The 15151-nt window shown below is 72.4% G+C and carries 13 protein-coding genes; 10 read left to right on the top strand and 3 right to left on the bottom strand.

The features are described from left to right. Nucleotides 1-112 precede the first annotated feature (112 nt). Nucleotides 113-1834, bottom strand: coding sequence for a 2-isopropylmalate synthase (leuA, locus tag ACIHAA_RS07995; protein WP_399814340.1), 1722 nt, complete (start codon nt 1832-1834; stop codon nt 113-115). 357 nt (nt 1835-2191) lie between these two features. On the opposite strand from leuA, the gene ACIHAA_RS07990 reads away from it, so the two are divergent. From ACIHAA_RS07990 to era, 9 genes are all read left to right on the top strand, one after another. Beyond that, nucleotides 2192-3259, top strand: a complete 1068-nt coding sequence (locus ACIHAA_RS07990; RefSeq protein ID WP_399814339.1) for a M4 family metallopeptidase — start codon at nt 2192-2194, stop codon at nt 3257-3259. Between the two features lie 34 nt (nt 3260-3293). Then, entirely contained in the window at nt 3294-3560 is a 267-nt protein-coding gene (locus ACIHAA_RS07985; protein WP_399814338.1) for a protealysin inhibitor emfourin, read from the top strand. 65 nt (nt 3561-3625) lie between these two features. Continuing rightward, nucleotides 3626-4942 (top strand): GH1 family beta-glucosidase, encoded by a 1317-nt coding sequence (locus ACIHAA_RS07980; protein WP_399814337.1) that lies wholly within the window; start codon nt 3626-3628, stop codon nt 4940-4942. After that, complete coding sequence (locus tag ACIHAA_RS07975) at nt 4939-6219, top strand: MFS transporter (protein ID WP_399814335.1); 1281 nt, start codon at nt 4939-4941, stop codon at nt 6217-6219. Before ACIHAA_RS07980 ends, ACIHAA_RS07975 begins: the two co-directional genes overlap by 4 nt. Before the next feature lie 151 nt (nt 6220-6370). After that, on the top strand, nt 6371-7447 hold the full coding sequence (locus tag ACIHAA_RS07970) for a PhoH family protein (protein WP_399814333.1): 1077 nt from the start codon (nt 6371-6373) through the stop codon (nt 7445-7447). 12 nt (nt 7448-7459) lie between these two features. Further along, nucleotides 7460-7957, top strand: a complete 498-nt coding sequence (ybeY, locus tag ACIHAA_RS07965) for an rRNA maturation RNase YbeY (protein WP_399814331.1) — start codon at nt 7460-7462, stop codon at nt 7955-7957. Further along, entirely contained in the window at nt 7954-9261 is a 1308-nt protein-coding gene (locus ACIHAA_RS07960) for a hemolysin family protein (RefSeq protein WP_399814329.1), read from the top strand. Before ybeY ends, ACIHAA_RS07960 begins: the two co-directional genes overlap by 4 nt. A 78-nt stretch (nt 9262-9339) precedes the next feature. Next, nucleotides 9340-9693, top strand: coding sequence for a cytidine deaminase (locus ACIHAA_RS07955; protein WP_399814327.1), 354 nt, complete (start codon nt 9340-9342; stop codon nt 9691-9693). Nucleotides 9694-9809: 116 nt separating this feature from the next. Next, nucleotides 9810-10760, top strand: a complete 951-nt coding sequence (era, locus tag ACIHAA_RS07950; protein ID WP_399814325.1) for a GTPase Era — start codon at nt 9810-9812, stop codon at nt 10758-10760. A gap of 24 nt (nt 10761-10784) precedes the next feature. On the opposite strand, the gene ACIHAA_RS07945 is transcribed toward era, so the two are convergent. After that, nucleotides 10785-11846 carry a carbohydrate kinase family protein gene (locus ACIHAA_RS07945; protein ID WP_399814539.1) on the bottom strand — a complete coding sequence of 354 codons (1062 nt, stop codon included), beginning with the start codon at nt 11844-11846 and terminating at the stop codon, nt 10785-10787. 193 nt (nt 11847-12039) lie between these two features. Next, the gene (locus ACIHAA_RS07940; RefSeq protein ID WP_399814323.1) at nt 12040-13425 is read right to left on the bottom strand and encodes a glucarate dehydratase family protein; all 1386 of its coding nucleotides are present in this window, start codon (nt 13423-13425) and stop codon (nt 12040-12042) included. A gap of 376 nt (nt 13426-13801) precedes the next feature. Here ACIHAA_RS07940 and ACIHAA_RS07935 point away from each other — a divergent pair, with 376 nt between their 5' ends. Further along, on the top strand, nt 13802-15151 hold the full coding sequence (locus tag ACIHAA_RS07935) for an MFS transporter (protein WP_399814321.1): 1350 nt from the start codon (nt 13802-13804) through the stop codon (nt 15149-15151).

Genomic DNA, 15151 nt, shown 5'->3' with positions numbered 1-15151 from the left:
GTCAGTACCCCGGACGAGACCTCTCCGTGATCTTCGGCCGAATTGGCCGGTCCACGACGTGGCCCCGCCCGCCCAAGGGGCGGACGGGGCCGGGAAGATGCCGGTCAGCGGGTCAGCGGGCGGCGCGGTTGACCGCGGAGACAACCGCCTTCAGCGACGCACGTGTCGTATTCGCGTCGATGCCGATGCCCCACAGCACCTTGCCGTCGATCGCGCATTCGATGTACGAAGCCGCCTGCGCGGAGGCTCCCTCGCTCATCGTGTGCTCCTGGTAGTCCAGCAGGCGTACATCGACGCCCACGGACTGGAGTGCGTCGAAGAAGGCCGAGATCGGACCGTTGCCGGAGCCGGTGAGGACGGTGTCCTCGCCGTCGACCGTGGCGTCGGCGGTGAGGGTGTCGACGCCGTCCTGGTCGGTGGTCGTCTGGCCCGTCCTGATCTGGATGCGGCCCCAGGGGTTCTCCGGGTTCGGCAGGTACTCGTCCTGGAAGACGCTCCAGATCGCCGCCGGGGTGACCTCGCCGCCCTCGGCGTCCGTCTTCGCCTGGATGATCTTCGAGAACTCGATCTGCATCCGGCGCGGCAGGTCCAGCTTGTGGTCGTTCTTCAGGACGTAGGCGACACCGCCCTTGCCGGACTGCGAGTTCACCCGGATGACCGCCTCGTAGGAGCGGCCGACGTCCTTGGGGTCGATCGGCAGATAGGGCACCGCCCACTCGATGTCGTCGACCGTCCTGCCCTGGGCGGCCGCCTCGGCCTCCATGGCGTCGAAGCCCTTCTTGATGGCGTCCTGGTGGGAGCCGGAGAAGGAGGTGTAGACGAGGTCCCCGATGTACGGGTGGCGGGGGTGGACCTCCATCTGGTTGCAGTACTCCCAGGTGCGGCGGATCTCGTCGATGTGGGAGAAGTCGATCTGCGGGTCGACGCCCTGGGAGAAGAGGTTCATGCCCAGGGTGACCAGGTCGACGTTGCCGGTGCGCTCGCCCTGGCCGAACAGGCAGCCCTCGACGCGGTCGGCGCCGGCCATCACGGCCAGTTCGGCGGCGGCGACGGCGGTGCCGCGGTCGTTGTGCGGGTGGGCCGACAGGCAGACGTACTCACGGCGGGAGAGATTGCGGTGCATCCACTCGAAGCGGTCCGCGTGAGTGGAGGGGGTGGAGCGCTCCACGGTGGCGGGCAGGTTGAGGATGATCTCGCGGTCCGGGCCGGGCTGCCAGACGTCCATGACCGCCTCGCAGACCTCCAGGGCGAAGTCCAGCTCGGTGTCGGTGAAGATCTCCGGCGAGTACTGGTAGCCGAACTCGGTCTCGGGGCCGAGCAGTTTCTCCGCGTACTCGGTCACCAGCCGGGTGCCGTCCACGGCGATCTGCTTGATGTCGTCCCGGGAGCCCCGGAAGACGACCCGGCGGAAGACCGGGGCGGTCGCGTTGTAGAGGTGGACGTTCGCCCGCCGCGCGCCCTTCAGGGACTCCACGGTCCGCTCGATCAGGTCCTCGCGGGCCTGGGTCAGCACGGAGATGGTGACGTCGTCCGGGATCGCGTTCCCGTCCTCGACGATGGAGCGCACGAAGTCGAAGTCGGTCTGGCCGGAGGCCGGGAAGCCGATCTCGATCTCCTTGTAGCCCATCGCCACCAGCAGGTCGAACATGGCCCGCTTGCGCGCCGGTGACATCGGGTCGATCAGCGACTGGTTGCCGTCGCGCAGGTCGGTGGAGAGCCAGCGCGGGGCGCGCTCGATCCGCCGGTCCGGCCAGCTGCGGCCGGGCAGGTCGACCTGCTCGTACGGGCGGTACTTGTGGACCGGCATGGACGTGGGCTGCTGGCGGTTCGCCATGATGCGTGGGCTCCTCAGGGTGTCCGGGAGGACGGCCGACGGCGCAACGCCGAACTCCGCGGAGAGGGGGTCGGCCTCGACTACAGGCCCTCGCCGCGGCAGCTAAGGAGGAGCAGCCCGATACGCATGATGCTCCGCATCGTAGTCGAGCCGTGCCGGATACGAGGGTCCGTATCAGTATGCGGGACCGGCACGACAAACCGGACATAAAGTGCGCCACCTCACAGTCGGGCCCGCAATCGCCCAAGATCACCCCCATAGCACCCCATCCGGCACGGAAGATCCCTCCAGGTGGCTTTTCACCAATCATGGTTGCGGGTAGTGACATCTCTGTCACGGAGTGCGATGGTGCCCGACATGGACACCAACGGGGGCTTTGAGCCCGTCTTCTGCACGATCGTGCCGCCCCATGTCCTCGACAGACTCGCCCGTCACGAGGACTCCGCGCTCGCCACGCCCGCCCGCCGCACCCTGGAGCGGGACGCCCTGGAGCGCACCCGCCGCCGGCTGACCACCGTCATCGGCGCCGTCGCCGCGGCCCCGCCCGCGGCGGGCGCCGGCACCCCGCACCGCACCGTCTACGACGCCCGCCACCAGCAGGACCTGCCCGGCACCAAGGTGCGCGGCGAGGGCGACGCGGCGGGCGAGGACGCCTCGGTCAACCGTGCGTACGCGGGCCTCGGCGCCACCTTCGAGCTGTATCTGCGGGCGTACGGCCGCGACTCCATCGACGGCAGGGGCCTGCCGCTGGACGCCAGCGTGCACTTCGGCGAGAACTACGACAACGCCTTCTGGAACGGCGAGCAGATGGTCTTCGGCGACGGGGACGGAGAGGTCTTCGTCGACTTCACCAGCTCCGTCGACGTCATCGGCCATGAACTCACCCACGGCGTCACCCAGTACACCGCCAATCTCGCCTACTTCGGCCAGTCGGGCGCCCTCAACGAGTCGCTCTCGGACGTCTTCGGCTCGCTGATCAAGCAGTACTCGCTCGGCCAGACCGCCGCCGAGGCCGACTGGCTGATCGGGGCCGGACTGCTCGCCCCGCGCGTCCACGGCACGGCGCTGCGCTCGATGAAGGAACCGGGCAGCGCCTACGACGACGAGGCGCTCGGCAAGGACCCGCAGCCGGGGACGATGGACGGCTATGTGCACACCGGCCAGGACAACGGCGGGGTGCACATCAACTCCGGCATCCCCAACCACGCGTTCTACCTGGTCGCCGCCGAACTCGGCGGCCACGCCTGGGAGCGGGCCGGACAGATCTGGTACGACGTGCTGACCGGCGGCGAACTGGAGTCGCAGGCGGACTTCGCGGACTTCGCCCGGCTGACCGCGGCCGCGGCCCGCACCCGCTACCGCGAGGGCCCCGAACTGGAGGCCGTCCTCAAGGCCTGGGAACAGGTCGGGCTGGAGACCTCGTAGCCCCGGCACCCGTCCCCGTACTAGAACAGGTCCCATGCAGATTCGGGTGAGGCGAACAGGCGGTTTCGCGGGCATCGAGCGCCGGGCCGAGGTGGACACCTCGCTGCGGGCCGACGCCCCCGAGTGGCACGCCCTGGCCGAGCGGGTGCTCGCCGCCGGTCCGGGCGCGCCCCCGGCCGGGGTGCCGGACGGCTTCAGCTACGAGATCACGGTGGACGGCCGGACCGTGTACTGCGCGGATCCCCAGCTCACCGAGGACCAGCGGGAGCTGGTCTCCCGGGTGCTCAAGGAGGGTGCGTGAGACCCGAACCCGGGCGGTAACCGCCGTTCCCTGCGCGCCCGTTGACTCCCTTACCGGCGGTAAGGATGATCCGGCGCATGGTGACGAACCCGATATCCCCCTTCCCCGCGGACTTCCTGTGGGGCGTGTCCACCTCGGCGCACCAGATCGAGGGGGCGGCCGAGCTGCGGGAGCCCTCGGTGTGGGACGCCTTCACCTCCGTGCCGGGCCGGGTGAAGGACGGCTCGACGGCCGCGGTGGCCTGCGACCACTACCACCGCTACCGCGAGGACGTGGCGCTCCTCGCGGACCTCGGTGTGGACGCCTACCGCTTCTCCGTCTCCTGGCCCCGGGTGAACTCCCCCGGCGGCCTGGACTTCTACGACCGCCTGGTGGACGAGCTGTGCGCGGCGGGCGTGCGCCCGGTCGTGACCCTCTTCCACTGGGACCTGCCGGTCGCGCTCGACTGGCTGGAGCGGGACACCGCCTTCCGGTTCGCCGAGTACGTGTCGCTGGTCGCCGGGCGGCTCGGTGACCGGGTGGCCCGCTGGATCACCCTCAACGAGCCCGCCGAGCACACCCTGCTGGGCCATGCCCTCGGGGTCCACGCGCCCGGGCGGCGGCTGATGTTCGACGCGCTGCCGGTCGCCCACCACCAGCTGCTGGCCCACGGTCTGGCCGTACGCGCCCTGCGCGCGGCCGGGGCGGACGGCATCGGCATCGCCAACTCGCACGGGCCCGTCCGGGCCGCCTCCGAGGGGCAGCAGGACCGGGCCGCCGCGGACTTCTACGATCTGCTGCTCAACCGGCTCTTCGCCGATCCCCTGCTGCTCGGCCGCTACCCGGAGGGCATCGCCGAGCTGATGCCCGGCGACACCGGGGCCGATCTCGACGTGATCGCGGAACCCCTCGACTTCTACGGCGTCAACTACTACGCCCCGGCCCGGGTGGGCGCCCCGTCGGGCGAGGACACCGACATCGGCGGGCTCTCCCTTCCGGCCGAACTCCCCTTCTCCCTCAAGGAGATCGATGGGTACCCGGTCACCGACTTCGGCTGGCCGGTGGTCCCCGAGGCGCTGACGGACCTGCTGACCGGCTTCCGCGCACGCTACGGCGACCGGCTGCCGCCCCTGGTCGTCACCGAGAACGGCTGCTCCTACGAGGGCATCGACGACCAGGAGCGCATCGCCTATCTGGACGGCCACATCCGGGCCCTGCACCGGGCGGTGGCGGCGGGGGTGGACGTACGCGGCTACTTCGTGTGGTCGCTGCTGGACAACTTCGAGTGGGCGGAGGGGTATGCGCGCCGCTTCGGCCTGGTGCACGTGGACTACGCCACGCTGAAGCGCACCCCGAAGGCGTCCTACGGCTGGCTGCGGGAGCTGCTGCGGGCGCGGGGATGACCACCCCGGCGCCCGCGTCCGGGCGGCCCGCGGACCGGCCCGCGGCCGCCCTGGCCGAGCCCGCCGAACGGGTCGGCCGGGGCTGGACCGCGACCCTGTCGCTGGCCAACGGGGCGATCTGGGTGGGCTGGTACGGCCCGCTCCAGATCCTGCTGGCCGCGCAGGCGAAGGACCTCGCGCCCGGCTCCGGGCTGTCCAAGGAGACCCTGCTGGCCTGGGTCACGGGTGCGGGCGCCGGGGTCTCCCTGGTCGCCAACCCGCTCTTCGGCGCGCTCTCGGACCGCACCACCGGCCGCTGGGGGCGCCGTACCCCGTGGACCGCGACGGGCGCGGCGGGCGGGGCCCTGTCGCTGCTGCTCCTCGCCGGGGCGCGCGGCCCCCGGACCATGGCGCTGGGCTGGTGCCTGGTGCAGCTCACCCTCAACGCGGCCTTCGCGGCGGTGACGGCCGCGGTGCCGGACCGGGTGCCGCGGCTCCAGCGGGGCGCGGTGGGCGGCTGGCTGGGGGCGGCGCAGATCCTCGGGGTGGTCGGCGGGACGGGCCTGGCGACGGCGTCCGGGGGCATCGGGGCGGGCTATGCGGCGTGCGCGGGGTGCACCGCGCTGGGCGTGGTGCCGTATCTGCTGCGTCCCGCGGACCTCCGGCTGGCGGAGGCGGACCGGCCGCCCTGGTCCTGGCGGGGCTTTCTGGCCGGGTTCCGGCTGGACCTACGCCGCCATCCCGATCTGGGGTGGGCCTGGCTGACCCGCTTCCTGATCAATCTGAGCAACGCGCTGGTGCTGCTGTATCTCCTGTACTACCTGCGGGACCGCCTCCACCGCCCCGACCCGGAGCAGGGCGTCCTGGTGCTCACCGCGGTCAACGGCCTCACCCTGCTCGCGACGGTCGTGGCGGGCGGTGTCCTCTCCGACCGGATCGGGCGCCGCAAACCGTTCGTGGTCTGCTCGGGGGTGGTGATGGCGGCGGCCACGGCGGCCCTCGCGGCCCGGGCGACCTGGCCCGCCGCCGTCGCCGCGGCGGCGGTGCTCGGCGTGGGCTTCGGGGTGTTCACCTCGGTGGACTTCGCGCTGATGACGGACGTCCTGCCGACGGCCCTGGACCGCGGCCGGGACCTGGGCCTGATCAACATCGCCAACGCCCTCCCCCAGGTCGCCGCCCCCGCCCTGGCCGCCCCCGTCGTCACCCACCTGGGCGGCTACCGGGGCCTGTATCTGACGGCGGCGGTGATCGCGCTGGCCGGTGCGGTGCTGGTCGGACGCATCAAGGGGGTGGACTGAGCGGGGCCCGCGGCACCCCGGCGCGAGGCCGGTGTGCTCGTGCGAAAAGCCCTACGGCGTTGTCGGCGGTGCGTCGTACTCTTGAACCGCGAGGCCGCCATCGGCTGCGCGGCCGTACGGAGGAGGAATTGCAGGCCTACAGAGCCGGCCCATGACTCAGACACCCACAGCTGACACCCCCGCGCAGGGGCAGGCGCGCACGCAGATCACCGTCCCCGCCAAGCACCCCATGGTGATGGTGCTCGGTTCCGGCGACTCCCTGCTGCGCGTGATCGAGACGGCCTTCCCGGGGGTCGACATCCACGTCCGGGGCAATGAGATCAGCGCGGCCGGCGACCCGGCGGACGTCGCCCTGGTGCAGCGCCTGTTCGCAGAGATGATGCTCGTGCTCCGCACCGGGCAGCCGATGACGGAGGACGCAGTGGAACGCTCGATCGCCATGCTCCGGGCGACTGAGAACGGCGAGGGCGACGGCCCCGAGACCCCGGCCGAGGTGCTGACGCAGAACATCCTGTCCTCGCGCGGCCGGACGATCCGCCCCAAGACGCTCAACCAGAAGCGGTACGTGGACGCGATCGACCACCACACCATCGTCTTCGGCATCGGCCCCGCGGGCACCGGCAAGACCTATCTCGCCATGGCCAAGGCGGTCCAGGCCCTCCAGTCCAAGCAGGTCAACCGGATCATCCTGACCCGTCCGGCGGTCGAGGCGGGCGAGCGTCTCGGCTTCCTGCCCGGCACGCTGTACGAGAAGATCGACCCGTATCTGCGCCCGCTCTACGACGCCCTGCACGACATGCTCGACCCCGACTCCATCCCCCGGCTGATGGCCGCCGGGACGATCGAGGTGGCGCCGCTGGCCTATATGCGCGGCCGCACGCTGAACGACGCCTTCATCATCCTCGACGAGGCCCAGAACACGAGCCCCGAGCAGATGAAGATGTTCCTCACCCGCCTCGGCTTCGACTCCAAGATCGTGATCACGGGCGATGTCACCCAGGTGGACCTGCCGAACGGCACCAAGAGCGGTCTGCGCCAGGTGCAGGAGATCCTGGAGGGCGTCGAGGACGTCCACTTCTCCCGCCTGTCGTCCCAGGATGTCGTCCGGCACAAGCTCGTCGGCCGTATCGTCGACGCCTACGAGAAGTACGACAGCCAGAACGGCACCGAGAACGGCACGCACAAGCCCGGCCGGGGCACGTCCGGGCACGGGCACAAGGGGAAGTAGAACAGCAGCACCATGTCGATCGACGTCAACAACGAGTCCGGCACCGAGGTCGACGAGCAGGCGATCCTCGACATCGCCCGCTACGCCCTCGCGCGGATGCGCATCCACCCGCTGTCCGAACTGTCGGTGATCGTCGTCGACGCCGACGCCATGGAGCAGCTGCACGTGCAGTGGATGGACCTGCCGGGGCCGACGGATGTCATGTCCTTCCCGATGGACGAGCTGCGGCCCCCGGCCAAGGACGACGAGGAGCCCCCGCAGGGCCTGCTCGGCGACATCGTGCTGTGCCCGGAGGTCGCCGCCCGGCAGGGCGCGGAGGCACCGACGGAGCACTCCATGGACGAGGAACTCCAGCTCCTGACGGTGCACGGGGTGCTGCACCTGCTGGGCTACGACCACGAGGAGCCCGACGAGAAGGCCGAGATGTTCGGTCTTCAGGCCGCCATCGTGGACGGCTGGCGCGCGGAGAAGGGCCTCACCGGCCCGTCCCCGGCGCCGACCGTGTCATGAGTCCCCAGCTCGTCGTCGGCGCCGTCGCCCTGGTCGTGGTCGCCTGGCTCGCCGCCTGTGCGGAGGCGGGCCTCGCGCGTGTCTCCAGCTTCCGCGCCGAGGAGGCCGTGCGCAGCGGGCGGCGCGGCAGTGCCAAGCTCGCGCAGATCGCCGCGGACCCGACCCGCTATCTGAATGTGGCGCTGCTCGTCCGGGTCGCCTGCGAGATGGCCGCGGCCGCGCTCGTCACCTATGCCTGTCTGCGGGAGTTCGGCTCGACCGGCGAGGCCCTGCTCGTGGCCATCGCGGTCATGGTGCTGGTGTCGTATGTCGCGGTGGGTGTCTCCCCGCGCACCATCGGCCGACAGCACCCGCTGAACACGGCGACGGCGGCGGCGTACGTCCTGGTGCCGCTGGCCCGGATCATGGGCCCGATCCCGCCCCTGCTGATCCTCATCGGCAACGCCCTCACCCCCGGCAAGGGCTTCCGCCGGGGCCCCTTCGCCTCCGAGGCGGAGCTGCGGGCCCTGGTCGACCTGGCGGAGAAGGAGTCGCTGATCGAGGCCGAGGAGCGCCGCATGGTGCACTCGGTGTTCGAGCTGGGCGACACCCTGGTGCGGGAGGTGATGGTCCCGCGCACGGACCTGGTGGTCATCGAGCGCTACAAGACCATCCGCCAGGCGCTGACCCTGGCCCTGCGGTCCGGCTTCTCGCGCATCCCGGTCACCGGGGAGAGCGAGGACGACATCGTCGGGATCGTGTATCTGAAGGACCTGGCGCGCAAGACGCACATCAGCCGGGACGCCGAGGCGGAGCTGGTGTCCACCGCGATGCGCCCGGCCGCCTTCGTGCCCGACACCAAGAACGCGGGCGACCTGCTGCGGGAGATGCAGAAGGAGCGCAACCACGTCGCCGTCGTCATCGACGAGTACGGCGGCACGGCCGGGATCGTCACCATCGAGGACATCCTGGAGGAGATCGTCGGCGAGATCACCGACGAGTACGACCGTGAACTCCCGCCGGTGGAGAGCCTGGGCGACGACCGCTACCGGGTCACCGCCCGCCTCGACATCGGCGACCTCGGCGAGCTGTACGGGCTGGAGGCGTACGACGACGAGGACGTGGAGACGGTCGGCGGACTGCTCGCCAAGGCGCTCGGCCGGGTGCCGATCGCGGGGGCGTCCTCGGTGGTCGAACTCCCCGACGGCCGGGAGCTGCGGCTGACCGCGGAGGCCGCCGCGGGCCGCCGCAACAAGATCGTGACCGTGCTGGCGGAGCCGGTGGGCGCGCCCGAGGAGGCTCCGGCGGATCCGGCGGCCGAGTAGGGGCCCCGTACCAGGCGGTCCCCAGGGGTGCGTGCCCCTGGGGACCGCCTTGTCGTTCCGGCTCCGTATGCTCGGCTCATGACCGACAGCAGCGCGCTCGACCCCGAGGACCGCAAGATCGTCACCCTGGCCCGCTCGGTGCGGGCCCGCAACGGTGTGCCCGAGGGGGCCGCCGTGCGCGACGAGACCGGGCGCACCTACGCCGCCGGGACCGTGGCCCTGGAGTCGCTGGGGCTGAGCGCCCTGCGGACGGCGGTGGCGATGGCGGTGGCGTCGGGCGCGACCTCGCTGGAGGCGGCTGCCGTGGTCACGGAGGCCTCCTCGGTGTCCGCGGAGGACCGGGCGGCGGTGCGGGACCTCGGCGGCCCCGGCACTCCGGTGCTGCTGGCAGGCCCGGACGGCACGGTCACCGGGACCGTGACGGCGGGCTGAGACCCGGCCGCGGCGCCCGCCGCGGGGGCCCGCGCGGGGTGCCGCCGACGCCCTCGGGGGCGGGAACGGCGGACAGCCGTGCGGTGGGGCTCCGTGGATCAGGGAGAATGGGCGCCATGAGCGTGCGCAGCCAGTCATCCGAGCCGACCGAGGCAGACCACCGGGCGGGATTCGCCTGTTTCGTGGGCCGCCCCAACGCCGGCAAGTCCACCCTCACCAACGCTCTGGTCGGGCAGAAGGTGGCGATCACCTCGAACCGGCCGCAGACGACCAGGCACACGGTGCGCGGCATCGTGCACCGGCCGGACGCGCAGCTGATCCTGGTGGACACCCCCGGTCTGCACAAGCCGCGGACGCTGCTCGGCGAGCGGCTCAACGACGTGGTGCGCACGACCTGGGCCGAGGTGGACGTGATCGGCTTCTGTCTGCCCGCCGACCAGAAGATCGGCCCCGGTGACCGCTTCATCGCCAAGGAGCTGGCCGGGATCCGGAAGACCCCGAAGGTCGCGATCGTCACCAAGACGGACCTGGTCGACCCCAAGACCCTGGCCGAGCAGCTGATCGCGATCGACCAGCTGGGCAAGGAGCTGGGGATCGAGTGGGCGGAGATCGTGCCCGTGTCGGCGGTCGGTGACAAGCAGGTGGAGCTGCTGGCCGATCTGCTGATCCCGCTGATGCCCGAGGGGCCCGCGCTCTATCCCGAGGGCGATCTGACGGACGAGCCGGAGCAGGTCATGGTGGCCGAGCTGATCCGGGAGGCCGCGCTGGAGGGCGTGCGGGACGAACTGCCGCACTCCATCGCCGTGGTGGTGGAGGAGATGCTGCCGCGCGAGGACCGTCCGGCCGACAAGCCGCTCCTGGACATCCACGCGAATGTCTACATCGAGCGGTCCAGCCAGAAGGGGATCATCATCGGCCCCAAGGGCAAGCGGCTGAAGGACGTCGGCATCAAGTCCCGCAAGCACATCGAGGCGCTGCTCGGGACCCCGGTGTTCCTGGACCTCCATGTGAAGGTGGCCAAGGACTGGCAGCGGGACCCCAAGCAGCTGCGCCGCCTGGGCTTCTGACCGGTCACCGCCGGGCGGCGGCGCTCACGCCGGTCCGCGGAAGCCGATCGTCGGTACGGCGCGCCGCCGCGGCCAGGGCTCCCCGCACTCCCCCGGCACCAGCCGGTCCAGGAAGGCGTACCGGCTGAGGGCCGCCGGGTCCTGGTCCTCGTAGGACTGGACCCGGCGCCACCAGGCCGCGACCTCGGACCAGCCGGGTGCCGACAGCGAGCCGCCGAACTCCTGTACGGAGAGGGCGGCCGTCAGCCCCGCGAAGGCCAGCCGGTCGGCCAGCGGCCACTCGGCCAGCGTGCCGGTCACGAACCCGGCGACGAAGACATCGCCCGCGCCCGTCGGATCCAGTGCCTCCACGGCGATCGCGGGCACGGCGGCGGTCTCCCCGGTGCGCCCGTCCACCGCGTAGGCGCCCTCCGCGCCGAGGGTGACCACGGCCAGCGGCACCCGCTCGCTCAGGGCGTGCGCGGCGGCGCGCGGGCAGTCGGTCCCCGTGTAGCGCATGGCCTCCTCGGCGTTGGGCAGGAACGCCTCGCAGTGTTCGAGGTCGGCGAGGCCCGCCAGATCCCAGGCGCCGGTGTCGTCCCAGCCCACGTCGGCGAAGATCCTGGTGCCCCGGCCCGCGGCCTCGGCGATCCAGGGCTCCGGGCGGCCGGGGGTCAGTGAGGCGACGGCGGCCCGGGCGCGCGGCGGGCGGATGGGCGCGGTCTCCTGCGGCGGCGGCTCATGGCCGTGGGAGACCATGGTCCGCTCGCCCTCGTAGGCCATGGAGACGGTGACCGGGGAGTGCCAGCCGGGGACCCGCCGGGAGGCTGAGAGGTCGATGCCCTCGCCCTGCTCCAGCTCGTCCCAGCAGTACTCGCCGTAGTGGTCGTCGCCGAAGGCCGCGGCCAGGGAGGTCTTCAGGCCGAGCCGGGCCAGCGCGGCGGCCATGTTGGCGACACCGCCGGGGCTCGATCCCATGCCGCGCGCCCAGGACTCGGTGCCCCGCACGGGGGCGGAGGCCAGTCCGGTGAAGATGATGTCGAGGAAGACCGTCCCGGTGAGGTACACGTCCCGGGGCGGGTCCCCCGGGGCGCGCAGGGCGGCCAGCGGGTCGACATGGGAGTGGTGGTACGCACCGTCCTCGAGGTGGGGGTGGGGATGCGGCTCCTGGGGCGTGCCGGGGCGGCGCTCTCGTCCCTCTCCGGTGGTGGCGGTCACGGTGGGCTCCCTGACGTGGTGCGGATCCAGTCAGTGTGCACCAGCGCCGTGGCCCACGGCGGTGGTGGCGGGGAGCCGTGCCCTACCAGCGGGGGACCGCCGGGGTGGTCCAGCCGGGGTCGGCGGCCCGCATCGCCGCCGCGTCGTCGCGGTCGCGCAGGGTACCGTCGTCGGCGAGCCAGCGGGCGTGGAGGGCGGCCAGCCGGTCGCGGTCCAGGGTGACCCCGAGTCCGGGCGCGTCCGGTACGGCGATCCGGCCGCCGCGGAAGGCGAGGCGCTCGGTGATGACGTCCTCGGACTGCCAGGGGTAGTGGGTGTCGCAGGCGTGCGTCAGGCCGGGCACGGTGGCGGCGGCATGGGTCATCGCGGCGAGGGAGACGCCGAGGTGGGTGTTGGAGTGCATGGAGAGCGCGACCCCGAAGGCACGGCAGACGGCGGCGAGTTCACGGGTGGCGCGCAGACCGCCCCAGTAGTGGTGGTCGGACAGCAGGACCTGGACCGCACCGCGGGTGAAGGCCTCCTGGATCTCCGGGAAGGTGGTCACGCACATATTGGTGGCGAGCGGCACCGCGCAGCCCGCGGCGACCTCGGCCATCGCGTCCGTCCCGAGGGCGGGGTCCTCCAGGTACTCCAGCAGGCCGTCCAGTTCCCGGGCCACCTCGAGCGAGGTCGCGACCGTCCAGGCGCCGTTGGGGTCCAGACGCAGCGGATGCCCGGGGAAGGCGTCGGCGAGCGCCCGGATCGCGGCGGTCTCCTCCTCGGGCGGGAAGACCCCGCCCTTGAGCTTGAAGGAGCCGAATCCGTACCGCTCCTTGAACGTCCGGGCCTGGGCGACCACGCCCGCCGGGTCCAGTGCGGCACCCCAGTCGTCGGGCTCGCAGGCGACGCCCTCGGGGTGGGCGGCCCATCGGTAGAACAGATAGGCGCTGTACTCGACCTCGTCCCGCACCTTGCCGCCGAGGAGGGCGTGCACGGGCAGGCCGAGCGCCTTGCCAAGGGCGTCGAGGCAGGCGACCTCGACGGCGGAGACGACGGAGAGCCGGAGCTTGTCGGCGGTCTGCACCCCGCGCAGCCCGCCCGTGTCCAGTCGGCCGCCGGTCGGCTGCGCCTCGACGGCCACCTGGTCGGCGAGGGCGAACAGGCCGCCGGTGTCCGCTACGTGACGATCAATCAGATACGGGACGAAGGATCGGGCGAAGTCGAGGTACCTGGTGTCGCCATAGGTCTCGCCGACCCCCGTGGTCCCGCCTGCGGTCACCACCTCCACGATCAGCCGGGGCGTGTACGGCTGGTGGACGCCCTGGGTGTTCAGCAGCGGCGGGTCGGCGACCAGGATCGGCGTCAGACGCACCTCGTCGATGGTGAGGTCCCGGCGGGTCGCGGCGGTCACAGGGCTGCTCCTACGAGGTCGGGCCCCCGGGGGGCGCTGTGGCGGGAACCTGGTCCAGTGAGGGACCTGTCTCTCCATGGAGACATCGTCCATATATGGAGACGAGGCTAGGCAGGCACCCGGGGCCCGTCAATGGCTCCGCGCGCACCGGTCGCGCACCCGTCGCACGCCGGGCCGCAACGGGAGCGCGAGAGTGCCGAACCGGGGCGCGGGGGTGCCGAACCGGGGCGCGAGGGTGCCGAACCGGCGCCAGAACCGGTTCCCGCCACCAAAAGGGCGCTCTTATACCCGGCTTCACCAGCAGCAAACTGAAGAGTGGCCCAGATCACAGTTCCTGCGCTTCTTATGGAAACCGCGTGCTTGATACAAATTGCCCGCGCGTTCCTGTCGTTCGACGGACGGCGCCCCTCCCCCTCTTTCTTTCCGCCGTCCTTTCGCACGCCCTGGAACGCCCGTGTCCTCGCGCACCGCCCCGCCCTGGCCCCTCGTCGCCCTTTTCACGGCCGGGTATCTCGCCTCGTATCTGCTGCCCACCATGGTGGGCAGACTCGACACCGGTCTGCCGCTGTCCGCCACCGAGGCGGGCTCCATCGGCAGTGCCCTGCTGCTGAGTTCGGCCGCCGCGGGCTTTCTGCTGGCCGCCCGGGTCCACCGCGTCGGCCCCCGGCGGCTGGCCCGGGCCGGACTGCTGCTCGCGGCCGCCGGGTACGGCGCCGCCGCCGTCAGCCACAGCATCCCCGTGGTGGTCGCCGGGGCGGTCGCCGGAGGCTTCGGCTCGGGGACGGCCACCACGGTCGCCGCGACCGGCATCGCCGCGCAGCCCGACCCGCACCGGGCGTCCACCCTGGGCCTGTTGAGCGTCTCCGCGCTCGCCGGGATCGTCTATCTGACGGTCCCCCAGCTGGGCCCGGGCCATGGCCTGCCGCTCGCCGCGATCGCCCTCACCGCCCTGCTGGCGTGGCCCGCGACCGGCCGCCTCGCCTCCCCCGCCCCCGTCACCACGGCCCCCGGCGGCACGGGCCGCCTGCCCCACCGCGCCCCCGGGCTCGTCCTGGCGGGCGGCATCCTGTGCTGGTCCCTCGCCCAGAACTCCCTCTGGGGCGTCAGCGGACGCATCGGCCTCGACCAGGCGCACCTCACCGAGGTCACCGTCGGCCTGGTCTTCGCGGTGGCGCTCGGCGCGGGACTGCTCGGTGTGATCGGCGCGGGCGTGCTCGGTCCCCGCCTCGGCCGGGCACTTCCGGTCGGCGGGGGCACCGTGCTCATCGCGGGCTGTATCGCGCTCAGCGCCTCCGCCACCGGGCCCACCACCTTCGCGACCGGTGAGATCGCCTGGAACGTGCTCTACCCGATCGTGCTGTCGTATCTGCTCGGGCTGGCCGCCTCCCTGGACCGGCGCGGCCGCTGGGCCGTCCTGGTCGGCTCGGCGTCCTCACTCGGCACCGCGGCGGGCCCCCTCACCGGCAGTGTGCTCGCCACGCGGGCGGGCTTCCCGGCGATGGGCGCCGTCCTCGCCGCCGGGCTTCTGGTGGTCGCCCTCCCGCTGGCCGCGGTCGCCCGGCACACCGGCGGCCGTCCGCTCCTGCCGGGCACGATGCGCCGCCGCAGGACCGGCCCTCTGCTGGAGGCCGCCGCGCTCGCCGTGTCCACGAGCGGCCCCGGCGGCACGGTCCCGGCCGCCGGGCTCCCCGAACAGCCCGTCGTGGAGATCCCCTTCGACACCCCGGCGCTCCCGGACCGCGCGGCCTACGGCACGGCCGGCCCCCGCCAGGCGACGGCCGCACCGGGCCCCGGAGCCCCATAG

Source organism: Streptomyces sp. NPDC052040, from assembly GCF_044548405.1.
In the GTDB taxonomy this organism is placed as follows: Bacteria; Actinomycetota; Actinomycetes; order Streptomycetales; family Streptomycetaceae; genus Streptomyces.
This window is presented reverse-complemented; position numbering and strand designations above follow the sequence as displayed.

Bases quoted from the DNA above. Each gene is read 5' to 3' on its own strand.
- ACIHAA_RS07980 (WP_399814337.1), top strand. From the start codon at position 3,626: ATGATCCGGCGCATGGTGACGAACCCGATATCCCCCTTCCCCGCGGAC.
- ACIHAA_RS07955 (WP_399814327.1), top strand. From the start codon at position 9,340: ATGACCGACAGCAGCGCGCTCGACCCCGAGGACCGCAAGATCGTCACC.
- ACIHAA_RS07960 (WP_399814329.1), top strand. From the start codon at position 7,954: ATGAGTCCCCAGCTCGTCGTCGGCGCCGTCGCCCTGGTCGTGGTCGCC.
- leuA (WP_399814340.1), bottom strand. From the start codon at position 1,834: ATGGCGAACCGCCAGCAGCCCACGTCCATGCCGGTCCACAAGTACCGC.
- ACIHAA_RS07990 (WP_399814339.1), top strand. From the start codon at position 2,192: ATGGACACCAACGGGGGCTTTGAGCCCGTCTTCTGCACGATCGTGCCG.
- ACIHAA_RS07970 (WP_399814333.1), top strand. From the start codon at position 6,371: ATGACTCAGACACCCACAGCTGACACCCCCGCGCAGGGGCAGGCGCGC.
- ACIHAA_RS07975 (WP_399814335.1), top strand. From the start codon at position 4,939: ATGACCACCCCGGCGCCCGCGTCCGGGCGGCCCGCGGACCGGCCCGCG.
- ACIHAA_RS07985 (WP_399814338.1), top strand. From the start codon at position 3,294: ATGCAGATTCGGGTGAGGCGAACAGGCGGTTTCGCGGGCATCGAGCGC.
- era (WP_399814325.1), top strand. From the start codon at position 9,810: ATGAGCGTGCGCAGCCAGTCATCCGAGCCGACCGAGGCAGACCACCGG.
- ybeY (WP_399814331.1), top strand. From the start codon at position 7,460: ATGTCGATCGACGTCAACAACGAGTCCGGCACCGAGGTCGACGAGCAG.
- ACIHAA_RS07940 (WP_399814323.1), bottom strand. From the start codon at position 13,425: ATGGAGAGACAGGTCCCTCACTGGACCAGGTTCCCGCCACAGCGCCCC.